Source organism: Exilispira thermophila (assembly GCF_055389015.1).
Genome location: NZ_AP042476.1, coordinates 3016144 through 3027951 on the forward strand (window position 1 = coordinate 3016144; position 11808 = coordinate 3027951).

Annotated in this window: 9 protein-coding genes; 8 read left to right on the forward strand and 1 reads right to left on the reverse strand. The window is 22.8% G+C overall.

The features are described 5' to 3' along the window. Positions 1–16 precede the first annotated feature (16 nt). The 3 genes from ACZ5EC_RS12810 (at position 17) to ACZ5EC_RS12820 (ending at position 3384) form a co-directional block, all read left to right on the forward strand. Positions 17–1285 (forward strand): POTRA domain-containing protein, encoded by a 1269-nt coding sequence (locus tag ACZ5EC_RS12810; protein WP_464302875.1) that lies wholly within the window; start codon positions 17–19, stop codon positions 1283–1285. Between the two features lie 87 nt (positions 1286–1372). Further along, on the forward strand, positions 1373–2479 hold the full coding sequence (locus ACZ5EC_RS12815; protein WP_464302876.1) for a hypothetical protein: 1107 nt from the start codon (positions 1373–1375) through the stop codon (positions 2477–2479). Positions 2480–2529: 50 nt separating this feature from the next. Beyond that, positions 2530–3384, forward strand: a complete 855-nt coding sequence (locus ACZ5EC_RS12820) for an ABC transporter ATP-binding protein (RefSeq protein ID WP_464302877.1) — start codon at positions 2530–2532, stop codon at positions 3382–3384. 208 nt (positions 3385–3592) lie between these two features. Here the strand turns inward: ACZ5EC_RS12820 and ACZ5EC_RS12825 are convergent, their stop codons facing one another. Further along, complete coding sequence (locus ACZ5EC_RS12825; protein ID WP_464302878.1) at positions 3593–4246, reverse strand: lysoplasmalogenase; 654 nt, start codon at positions 4244–4246, stop codon at positions 3593–3595. 499 nt (positions 4247–4745) lie between these two features. Between ACZ5EC_RS12825 and ACZ5EC_RS12830 the strand changes: the two genes are divergently transcribed. The 5 genes from ACZ5EC_RS12830 (at position 4746) to ACZ5EC_RS12850 (ending at position 11700) form a co-directional block, all read left to right on the forward strand. Beyond that, positions 4746–5576: a P-loop NTPase gene (locus tag ACZ5EC_RS12830; protein ID WP_464302879.1), complete on the forward strand. Its 831-nt coding sequence runs from the start codon at positions 4746–4748 to the stop codon at positions 5574–5576. A gap of 310 nt (positions 5577–5886) precedes the next feature. Next, on the forward strand, positions 5887–6330 hold the full coding sequence (locus tag ACZ5EC_RS12835; RefSeq protein ID WP_464302880.1) for a hypothetical protein: 444 nt from the start codon (positions 5887–5889) through the stop codon (positions 6328–6330). 604 nt (positions 6331–6934) lie between these two features. Further along, complete coding sequence (locus tag ACZ5EC_RS12840; protein WP_464302881.1) at positions 6935–8116, forward strand: LptF/LptG family permease; 1182 nt, start codon at positions 6935–6937, stop codon at positions 8114–8116. 150 nt (positions 8117–8266) lie between these two features. Further along, on the forward strand, positions 8267–9475 hold the full coding sequence (locus ACZ5EC_RS12845) for an ornithine cyclodeaminase, nickel-pincer nucleotide-dependent (protein ID WP_464302882.1): 1209 nt from the start codon (positions 8267–8269) through the stop codon (positions 9473–9475). 374 nt (positions 9476–9849) lie between these two features. After that, entirely contained in the window at positions 9850–11700 is a 1851-nt protein-coding gene (locus ACZ5EC_RS12850; protein WP_464302883.1) for a clostripain-related cysteine peptidase, read from the forward strand. Positions 11701–11808: the final 108 nt, after the last annotated feature.

Consider the following 11808-nt stretch of genomic DNA (forward strand, 5'->3'; position numbering starts at 1 on the left):
AAATAGGAATAATCAAATGAAAAGAAATAAAATAGAAAGTAATATGCTAAAAATTAATAAATTAAAAATTAATAAATTAAAAAGTAATAGAATAAAAACACATAAAATAATTATTTTTATTGTTACAATTACTATACTTTTTTCATTAACTAATATCTTTGCTAATATTAAAATTTATGCTTCGAATTCAGAAAAATATATAGTTAAAGAAATAATTTTTACAGAGACAGTTAATATTCCTGTTGAAAAGTTAACTGTTTTAATGCCTGTAAAAAAAGGAGATAAAGTAGAAAAAGATAAAATAGATAAAAAATGTGAAATACTTTCAAAGTGGTTTGAAAATACAGGTGAATTTTCTTATGTTGAAGTATTTTATGATCTTGATGAAGAGAATAAAACAATTACATTATATATAAGTCTTGAATATATGCCTTCTTTCATTTATTTTATTGAATTTCCTGAAAGTAAATCTATTGCTTTTTCTTTATTTAAAAGAAATTCCTTAAATTTAGGATTGACTATTGGCTCTGATTTTCCATATGAATTTTTAGGATCCTTGTTTTTATATGACCTACCTGTTGGTAAAATTATTTTAGGTGCAGGTTATCAAAAATGGGAAAATTTAGATAATGTATTTAAAGGGTTAATTAGTGTTTTTTCACAACTTTCTTCAGGAATCAATATTAATTTATTTTTAAACTATATTTACTTTATTGATTATTCTTTTTATAACTATATTTCTACAGGATTTGATTTAAATATTGATAAATTATATCTTAAAGATATTTACAAAATTGGGTTTTATCAGGAATTTTATTTTGAAGATAGCATAAATAATTCAGATTTTAAAATTATTTCTTCCAGATCAGTTTTAAAATTTAAGCCATTTTCTTTTTTAGAGTTTACAACTAAAGGTGTAATTACAAATTTTTATAATAACCAATTTACTGATATTATTAATTATTTTAAAAATTTAAGAGATAGTTTGAAATTAGTTATTTTGTCAAATAATCAAAGTGTTATTCAATTTTTAAATGAGATTAAAATTTTACAATTTTTTAATATATCTTTATTTCAAATTATCGACCTTGAAATTTCTCCATTTGTTTTTGTAGATTTTGTATTATATCAGAACAAAATTGTAAATGAGATTAATGATTTTGATGGTAATTATTTGAATTTTTATGGAGCAGGGATAGAAATTAATTTTTTTAATTTTCCTTTTAAAATATATTATTCATATAATTATTATTCAAAAAAAGGGAGTTTTCTTTTTGGTATGTAATAGTTAAAAAAATAAAATATATTATTGATAATAAAATATTTTATTAATAAAAATAATAATTAGTATTTTATTTTTATGGAGTTTAAAATGGGATTTCTTACTGTTATTTTTAAAGATTTAAAACTTGTTTTTAAAAAACCTTTATTGATATTTATCATTTTAATTATACCTCTTTTTTATATTTTCATTATTTCTTTTATTAATAATTCTTCAATGGAAAATTTAACTTTGTATGTTGATAAGAACTTAAAAAATCAATTCTCCAACAAAAAATACATAAAAGTAAATTATATGGATAAAGAAATTAAAATATATCTAAATTATATTGAGAAAAATAAACTGGTTAATTCTTTTTATGATTTTAAATATCCTTCTGTATTGATAGGGAATAGTATAGATAATATAAACAATGAAACATATCAAAACAATAAAGATAATACTGAAAATACTACTAATTCAAGAAATATAACCAATATTGATAAAAAAAATATTAAAATAAATAATTTTGATTATATTCTTTATGTTAACCCTTCAAATCAAAAATCTACAATGATTTATAATTTATTAAATATTTATTTTGCTAAAAATTTGAATCTTAATGTGAAAATTTTAAAAAATGAAAATCAAATGATGTTATCTCTAATTATAAATATGCTGATTATATTTGGAGCATTAACATTTTCTATAAATTCATTACATCAGGAAATTGAAAATAAAACTATCTTTCTCTTAAAAAAAATTGGTTTTAATAATTTTACAATTGTTATAGAAAAATTGATATTTGTTCTAATAATAGAATACATCTTTTTTCTAATATTTATTTTTGTTTTTAATTTAGTCAAATCCCAAAATTTAGGTGGAAATATTTTTTTAGTAATTCCCTTGATAACATTAAATTCAGCTATAATTGGTCTTTTTATTGTAAGTTTATTTAAAGAAAGAGAAATCCATTCATTTATATATCTTGTTTTCTGGATTCCAACAATGTTTTTTCCTTTAATTGAAGATTCAATATCTCTAAGAACAAAAATATTATTTTATTTAGATCCTTTAACATTGTCAGTACTAACTTTAAAAAAAGCATTAATAAATAAAATAGATTTTAATCTTATATATTTTAACATAGTTATTTTAATTATTTTTACATTGTTAACTACTTATTTTTTATCTAAAACATTAAAAAAAGCAATTTAACAAATTTAGGAAAAGTAATTTAGAAAAATGATTAAAGTCAGGAGAATAAAATGTTAAAGTTTTATGATGTTACAAAAATTTATAACAAAAAAACAATTGCTTTAAATAGATTTAATATGCATGTTCAACAAGGGAGTATTCATGCTCTTTTAGGGCATAATGGTGCAGGTAAAACTACAGCTTTTATGGTTGCCAATAAGTTTACCCCATTTAATCATGGTAAAATATTTTTAAAGGGTAAAGAAATTTCAAATATTGGTAAAAAGGAAATGAAAAAAATAGGCCTTATAACAGATAAATTTAAACTTTATGAAGATTTAACAGTAAAAGAAACCTTATTATTTTTTATCAATATTTATGGAATTAGACCTCAGAAAAAAGTTTTAAATTCAATAATAGAAGATTTTGAATTATCAGAATTTATTAATAAAAAAATTAAAAATCTATCAACTGGTATGTATAAAAAAACAATAATAGCTATCTCTTTAATAGGAGATCCTGAAATTGTATTTTTAGATGAACCATTTGCAGGTGTAGATCCTGTAATGCTAAAAAAAATTTCTCATTTAATAAAATTTTATAATCAACAAAAAAAAACAACTTTTATAATATCTTCTCATAATCTTTCTGAGATAGAACAGGTTGCAAATTATGTTACCATAATAAAATCAGGAAGTACAATTTTAAGTGATTCTTTAGAAACACTTTTCCAGAAATATAAAATTGAGAAAAGTTTTAAAATCAATTATCTTCTCAATGGAAATACACAAGATGTTTCTGTTTTAAGTGAAGAAGAATTAATTAATACTTTACATCATCTAGAAAAATTAGGTGCTAAGATTTTAATAATCAATGAGAACAAAATTTCTTTAAATGATATATATAATAGGATATATACTACTTGATTACAAAATCTTTAATTAATAATTATTAAAGAAAATTTAGCAAATAATGATATTTTATTTATTTTTTTAAAGCTTTAATATGCTTTTTTAAATAAAACCATTTATTTTAAATGGATAAGGAAATAGTTAAAAACAAGTATTGAGATTCAAAAATAATGTTTAAAAGAATAATATAGAGGTATAATCTCAATATACTAAATAAAAATAGCTACAAATAAAAAATTGAAATTGCTATTAAAATCTGGCCAATAAAATATGTTAATCCAACCAGGTAATCTCTATATCTTATTTTAAACATATATTTATTAGTGGATAAAATTGAATCAGAAATAAAGAATAATAAAGCTCCAGAAAATAAAGTGTATCGAAATAAATAACCAAAATTTGATGATAAAAGTATCATAAGTGAAAAATATAACATTATAATAATTATAAAAGTATATAGCAAGATGGGTAGTTTTAAATTACCTAAATTTTTAAACATCATTAAATAAGTTGTTATCCCAATAAAAAGAAGAATAGATAATAAATATAAATTAAAGGAAAATTTGATATTTAAAAAAGCAATTATATAAAATATATGAGTTATAAAAAATGATATTACACCATATATAAAATATTTTTCTTCAATTGATAAGAAAAAATCTCCGAGAATTGAAAAGAATAACCCTAAAATTATGTAAAAAGGATAATTATTTGTCAATTTTTTAGTATAAAAAGAGATAAATAAAGCAAAAAGAAAAATGGATATTGAAAAAGCAGTTTTAAAAGGGGTATAATATTTTTTTCTGTCCTTTTTTTTATAATAAAGCATCAATATAACAAGAATAAAAACTATTAAGATTGGGATTATCAAAATCATAAAAATCCTTTAATTTATTATTTTAGTTAAATTAAGTAAAAAATCTTAATTTTTATAGTAATGTTACTTTTATATTCTTTATAATATATATATAAATTTTTTCAATTAACAGATTTTTAATATTATTGTCATTTTAAATATTAACAAAAATATTTATGCAGATAATTTATAGATATGGCAAGATTTTTTTTATTTTTTTATTGACAGGGTGGTATGTTTTTCAATATCTTATTAATGTTAAATTTTTTAATATGAGATTTTTTTAAAATAATTAATGTTTTAAGCTAAAAAATGTAATTTTTTTTCTTTTTCCTCCTTATAGATAAAAATATAATTTAAAAAAAATTAATTTAAAAGAAAATAAAATAAAATAAATAGATTAGACTTGATTCATAAAATCAGTAATTTAAAATTTTTAAAATTGGATATTGTTTAAAGTTTAAAATACAATAAAAGTTTTAAATATAATAAAAAAATAATAAATTAAAGGACAGAAAAGATGAAAAATGAGAAAATGAATGTTGAAGCTTCTATGAGAGAGCTTAACATTAAAAACACAATTTCTAAAATTAAGAAGAAATTGTTAGTTCTTTCTGGAAAAGGTGGTGTAGGGAAATCAACAGTTGCTGTTAACATTGCTTTTGGTCTTGCTTTAAAAGGATTTAAAGTTGGAATACTGGATATTGATATTCATGGTCCATCAATTGCTAAGATGGTAGGTATAGAAGGTAAAAGGTTAAGTGATTTTTCTGAAGATGGAAGGCCAATGCCTATTAAAGTTGTAGAAAATGTCTGGGCTATGACAATTGCATCATTACTTAAAAATGAAGATGACCCTATTATATGGATGGGGCCATTAAAAAGTGGTGCAATAAAACAGTTTTTAGGTGATATTGCATGGCCAGAACTTGATTATTTAATTATTGATTCACCTCCAGGAACAGGTGATGAACATCTTACAATTAATAGAGAACTTAAAGGTCTTGATGGAGCAATTGTTGTTGCTACTCCTCAAGATGTTGCTTTAATTGATGCAAGAAGAACTGTAAGATTTTGTGAAGAGTTGAAAATACCGATTCTTGGTATAGTTGAAAATATGTCTGCATTTAAATGTCCTCATTGTGGAAAACCAATTGATATTTTTAAAGGAGTTGGAGCAGAGATAATTGCGAAAAACCACAATATTGATGTTTTAGGTAAAATTCCAATTGATCCAAATATTGTAGAGAGTAGTGATAAAGGAAAACCATATGTTTATCATTATTCAAAAACTGAAGGTGGCAAAATTTATGAAGAAATTGTTGATAAAATAATTGAAAAAACAAAATAATAAAATAACAAAATAAAAAATGAAGCTATCTTAAAAGGTAGCTTCTTTTTTTATTAATCTTTTTTTTAATTTACATAGTCAATTAAATTGTGTTGATTACAGAAAAAATAGTGTTATAATATTTTATATTAATATTATTTATTAGCTTAAATTATTGGATTTAAAAAAGTTAATCTATTGTTAAATTCAATTATTCGCCTTTGTATTCAATTTTTTTCCCCATTATTTACTAATTATAAATTTTTATATTTTTTTTCATTTTAATTTTTCTTAATTATCCAGTTTTAAAATAATAAAAAAGGATAAGGTCATGAGAAAAAAAATTTTGTTTCTTTCTATTTTATTCATTTTTCTAATTTTAACAGGATGCGATATTTTTAAATTATCTCCTGTTAATGCTTCAAAAGGAAGAATGACATTTGATATTGTGTTTGAAGATAATACATGGAATGGAAAAACTTGTTATGCTGATATTTATTCAAACATAACTAATGATCAGCTTACTAATTATATTGAAACGATGCATGGAGTCATTACTGAATTTCCAAATTCAACTCATTATCATGTTGAACTTACTACAATTTCAGAAATTGATTCAAATGCTAGATATTTTTTAGATATTTATATTGATATGGATGATTCTGGAACAAAAAATTCTGGAGATTATGAAGCTACAATTTTTGGAGAAGTGCTAGCTGGTTATACATGGACAGAAATACATGTTTTTAACTCTGATTTATATTTAGTCCAATAATTTTAAGAAAAGAATAAAATTAGAAATTGTTATATTTGTAAATCTTTAATCAAAATAAATTAGAGCTATATCTCTATCATTATTAAAATTTTTTGAACGATTATTAGTTGTCAAAAACCTAAAAGAAAATATATTTTTTCGTGGTTGGTACAGTTAATAATAAAATTGAAATTATTATATTTGATTAAATAAAATTAAAACAATATATATCATAATTGAAATTTTTCGACTTGATTGTAGTTGTCAAATAAGAGAGATGTACAATGACTTCATGGCAGGAACAGATATTTAAAAAATATGAAATTATAATATTTACTTAAATAATTAAAAGTTAAATGTCTATCATTATTAAAATTTTTCGAGTGAATGTCAGTTGCCAAAGGCTAAAAAGATAATATTTTTTATTTTTTATTAATGTTTAAAAAGGTTAAATTAATAGAATTACATAACTGACCTAATGAGAAAAATTTTAATAATGATAGAATTATTTCTTATTTTTTAAATATCTCAATAATTTCAATTTTATTATTAACAAATAAGTTTGAATTCTTGACTATCAGAAAATATATAATATTTTAATTAAAATCTTTAGTTGAAAATGTTTATGCTTAACAAATTTGATAAATACTATTTTAAATTAATGCTTATATATTATACTGGATCTGCAACTTTTTTTATAATGTTATTTCTTCTTGGTCAAATAAGAATAATTATCGATTCAATTTTAGCAACTAATGTTTCTTTTTTTGTTATTTTTAAATTACTAATGTTAACTCTTCCAATGCATATTTTTGTTTCATTACCTGTAGCATTAATTTTAGCAAATGCTCTGGTATTTGGAAATCTTTCATCAACTTCTGAAATTCTTGCTATCAGAAGTTTTGGTGTTAAAGTTGATGTGTTTTTGAAACCTGTATTCATATTTGCTATTATTGTTTTGATTTTAACTTATGTTGATATGGAAATAATTTATCCAGAAACAACTTTAATGTGGAGAGAACAGATTAACAAATACAGGGTAAAAAGTATTGAGTCAAGCATTGTTGAAAAAAAAGTTTCAAGATATCAAACATATAAATTATATGCAGAAAAAATAATAGATTCAGGGGGAACAAAAAAATTTATCAATTTATATATTTTTGACCAAAAAAAGGGTGAACAAAAAACAATTTTTGCAAAAACTGGATTTATTGATCAGGATTATAAACAAAAGGGATATGTGGGATTAAAATTACTTAATGGATATATAAAACAGGAAGTAAGTTCAAAAAACTCAAAAAATTTTGTTGAGACTAACTTCGAGGTTATGGAGCTTTTTTTCTCTTTTCCAAAATTGAATTCATATTTACAGATCAATGAAAAACCTTTAAAAGAGATTTTTAAAGAGTATGAACAGGTAAAAGTTGAAAATCAAAAGATTTTAGATAATTTAAAATCAAAAGGGATAGATTATTACAAACTTAGTGTTAAGGATAGAAGCAAGTATAAAATTAAAAGTACAAGAATATATGAAAAAAGCATTCATTTTAAAATTGGAATTTTAATTTCAACTTTTATATTTGCATTTACTGGATTTTCACTTGTTAAAGGGATAAAAGATCTTAATGTTGGAAAAGCATTATTTGTTTCAATTCTTGTAATTATGTTTTTCTATATTGTATTTATGATATTTACAAATTATATTATGACAAAGACAAATCTTTCAATTCCATTAACATACTATTCCAGTTTAGGTATCCTTTTATTAGTTGGTATTGGTTTTTATGTAAAAGGATTACATTATTAAAATGCTTTTATAATATTTAATTTAGATATAATGATTTACATTTTATTGTAATAATTTTTATTATAATAATTTTGATGTTATAATAGTTTAAATTTAGTTATAAATTTCAGTTTATATTTATAATAAACATTTCAACTCAAAGGGGGATATATGAAGAAAAGATTTATATCAAAAGGTCATTTAATAGATTCAGGTATTCTTACAAAAATTTTAAATCTTATAATTTCTGAAGGTGGAGATTATGAAATAATTGATTTTAAAATTGGGAAAAATAATTTAGAACCCTCATCAATAGAACTTGAAGTAAAAAGTGATGATGAAGAAATTTTTTCAAGAATCACTAGAGAGTTAATAAATATAGGATGTTATGAAAAAAAGCATAAAAATGCTATTTTAAAAGAAGTAATTAATAACAAAGTTGCTCCTGATGATTTTTATTCAACAACAAACCATAGAACAGAAGTATTTTTTAATAATAAATGGTTAAAAGTTGAAAAGATAAGGATGGATGGAGTAATTGTAATCGATGGTGATAGAGCGATATGTAAAAAATTAAGGGATTTAAAAAAAGGGGATAAAGTTGTATGTGGTTCTGATGCTATAAGATTATTTCCCCCTTCAAGAAAAAGAGAAGCAGATATATTTGGATTTATGACAAATGAAGTCTCTTCTGAAAGGTCTTCACATCCAATTATTGACAGAATAGCAAATGATCTTAAAAAAATAAGACAGAAAAATGGGAAAATCGTTGTTGTAGCTGGTCCTGTTGTTATTCATACTGGTGGTCGAGATGCTTTAGCTGCACTTATAAAAAATGGCTATGTTCAGGGTCTTCTGGGTGGTAATGCAATAGCTGTTCATGATCTTGAATATTCTTTTTTTGGTACTTCTTTAGGGATTGATTTAAAAACCGGAAAACCTACTGATCAAGGAAATAGAAATCATTTGAGAGCAATAAATAAAATTTATTCTTTTGGTTCAATTGAAAATGCAATTAAAGAAGGAGCATTAACTTCTGGTGTTATGTATGAACTAATAAAAAACAAAATTCCTTTTAGTTTAGCATCCTCAATAAGGGATGATGGTCCTTTACCAGAAACAGAAACTGATTTAATTTATGCTCAAGAACATTATTTTAAAATTATTCAAGATGCTGATATAGTTTTAATGCTTTCAACAATGCTTCATGCAATTGGAACAGGAAATATGTTGCCTTCTTATGTTAAAACAATATGTGTTGATATTAATCCCTCAGTTATAACAAAACTTCTTGATAGAGGTTCAAATCAAACAATAGGATTAGTAACAGATGTGGGACTATTTTTAAATACATTAGCAAATAAGTTAAATATCCTGTGATTTTAAAAAAGTAAATTAAATAATATTTGTATAATCATAATAGATTATCATTGTGAAGAAGAAAAAATAATATAATGATAAATAATAACAAAAAGTAACAAAAATAAAAATAAAGATAAAAGAAAGTTAATAGCTGAAAAGTTTATTAATGAATGTATTATAATGAGAATATAATAATAAATAAATGTAATAAATTCTTTTTAAAATTTTCTTAAAAATAAAGAGATAAAATGTAAAATTGATTTATTAAGTATAAAAGATAGTATTGTTAGATTTTGAGAACCATATTATTATGTTATACCTGATTTTTTATACATACTTGAACATAATAAAAATTATTTAAAGTTCTTATAATTTTAAAGAGAGGTTATTTTATGTTTTTAAAAAATAATTCTAATAATTTAAAATCAAGAGTATTATTTTTAATTTTACTTTTATTAATTTTGTTTTCATATAGCTGTTCATTATCTTCAAGTAACAATAATTTATTAACTCAGGGGAACTGGGTTGAAGGTACAATTTCTAATAATGAAACTTTATGGTATTATTTTAATGCACAAAAAGGTGTAAGTTATGATATTTACTGGGATGATAGTTATGACGGTTCAGGTAAATACACAGCAGATATTTTAGTTTCAGCTTACCATCAGGATAAAACAAGTCTGATTTTTGAATTAGAAGATTCAGCATATAATTCTCCTTTTAAAATAACAGCAACTTCTGATGAGAAAATTTATTTAGCTATTATTCCTTATGATGATAATTCTACTGGAACATTTGCAATAAAGTATGATATCCCATTTCAAAGGTCTGATAATATTTATGATGATATTCAAACAGGATTAACTTCTAACTTTGGTCCGACAGAAACCTGGACTTTTATGATTTATTTAGATGGTGATAACAATCTTGAACCATATGCAATAGATGATTTTAATGAAATGGTTTCCGGGTTAAATGGTTTAAATAAACCAAATATTAAGGTTGTTGTTTTGCTTGATAGGATTCCTGGGTATGATGATACAAGTGATTTAGGAGAAGGTTCTGATTGGACTGGTGCAAAGATTTTTGAGATAAATCAGTATGGAAGCTATTCAAAAACTGATTCAAGTAAATGGTGGTTTCAAGATGGAGATGAGATAAATATGGGGGATCCTTTAACGCTTGATAATTTTATAAACTATTGTAAAACAAACTATTCTGCTACTCATTATGCTTTAATTTTGTGGAATCATGGTGGTGGAACACGTTCTAAACAAGATTATAACATAGATTCTTCAGGTATTTCAAAAGCAATTTGCTGGGATGACTCATCAACTGATAGTTCAGGTTCTGATGCGCTTTATCTTGATGAGGTTCAACAGGCAATAAGCAGCAACAACAATAATTTCAATAGTTCATCAAAACTTGATTTTCTGGGTTTTGATGCATGCTTAATGGGCATGGTTGAAGTTGCTTATGAATTTAAAGATTATGTAAAAGTATTCTCTGCATCTCCTGCAGAGGAACAGGGAAATGGATGGGATTATCAATCTATCTTTTCAAATATGAGTGGAACAAATAGTGATGATCCTGTAGAACTTGGAAAACTTATTGTAAAATCTTATCATGATTATATTGTTTCTGCAGGTTTAACTGACCAAACAATGGTTAGTGTTGATTTAACAAATATTTCTTCATTAAAAACTGTAATTGATAGTTTTGCAGCAGCATTATACAATGAAAATCAAAAACAATTATTTGAAAATATAAGAGATGTTACATATCATTATTATGATACTGATGATAGCTCCTTAGACTTTCCATTTTATGATTTAAATGACTTTGCACAGCAAATTATTAATTATAATGACATTACATTTAGTAATAATTTAAAACTAGCTGCACAGGATGTAATTATTGCTCTTTCGTCCTCTGTAATTGCTGCTTATGGAGGAAGTAATTATGGTAATTATTATGGATCGGGTAATGATGTAAAAAGAGGTTTGTCAATATTTATATCAAGAGGTAATAAAATATATAATGCTGGCAGTGGTCCTTTAACCCACTATGCTTATCAATGGTGGTACACATCAATTGATACTGAAAGTGTATATGGACCACAATATTTGTATGGAAATATAGATTTTTGTGATTTTGATAACGATGGTATTATAGAAACATGGAAAGAACTTTTCGAAGCATGGTATGATCCTGATAATCAATATACTAATGATACTTATTAAATTTTACATTTGTAATTTACAAGATTAAATTTTTTAAATTTTTTATATTATCTTCTTTATTCTGATATCTTTTATTCTATTTTTTTAATTTATATTATATTTTCTTTA

Excerpts from the sequence above, each read along its gene's own strand:
- ACZ5EC_RS12810 (WP_464302875.1), top strand. The coding sequence starts at position 17 with ATGAAAAGAAATAAAATAGAAAGTAATATGCTAAAAATTAATAAATTA.
- ACZ5EC_RS12815 (WP_464302876.1), top strand. The coding sequence starts at position 1,373 with ATGGGATTTCTTACTGTTATTTTTAAAGATTTAAAACTTGTTTTTAAA.
- ACZ5EC_RS12820 (WP_464302877.1), top strand. The coding sequence starts at position 2,530 with ATGTTAAAGTTTTATGATGTTACAAAAATTTATAACAAAAAAACAATT.
- ACZ5EC_RS12825 (WP_464302878.1), bottom strand. The coding sequence starts at position 4,246 with ATGATTTTGATAATCCCAATCTTAATAGTTTTTATTCTTGTTATATTG.
- ACZ5EC_RS12830 (WP_464302879.1), top strand. The coding sequence starts at position 4,746 with ATGAAAAATGAGAAAATGAATGTTGAAGCTTCTATGAGAGAGCTTAAC.
- ACZ5EC_RS12835 (WP_464302880.1), top strand. The coding sequence starts at position 5,887 with ATGAGAAAAAAAATTTTGTTTCTTTCTATTTTATTCATTTTTCTAATT.
- ACZ5EC_RS12840 (WP_464302881.1), top strand. The coding sequence starts at position 6,935 with ATGCTTAACAAATTTGATAAATACTATTTTAAATTAATGCTTATATAT.
- ACZ5EC_RS12845 (WP_464302882.1), top strand. The coding sequence starts at position 8,267 with ATGAAGAAAAGATTTATATCAAAAGGTCATTTAATAGATTCAGGTATT.
- ACZ5EC_RS12850 (WP_464302883.1), top strand. The coding sequence starts at position 9,850 with ATGTTTTTAAAAAATAATTCTAATAATTTAAAATCAAGAGTATTATTT.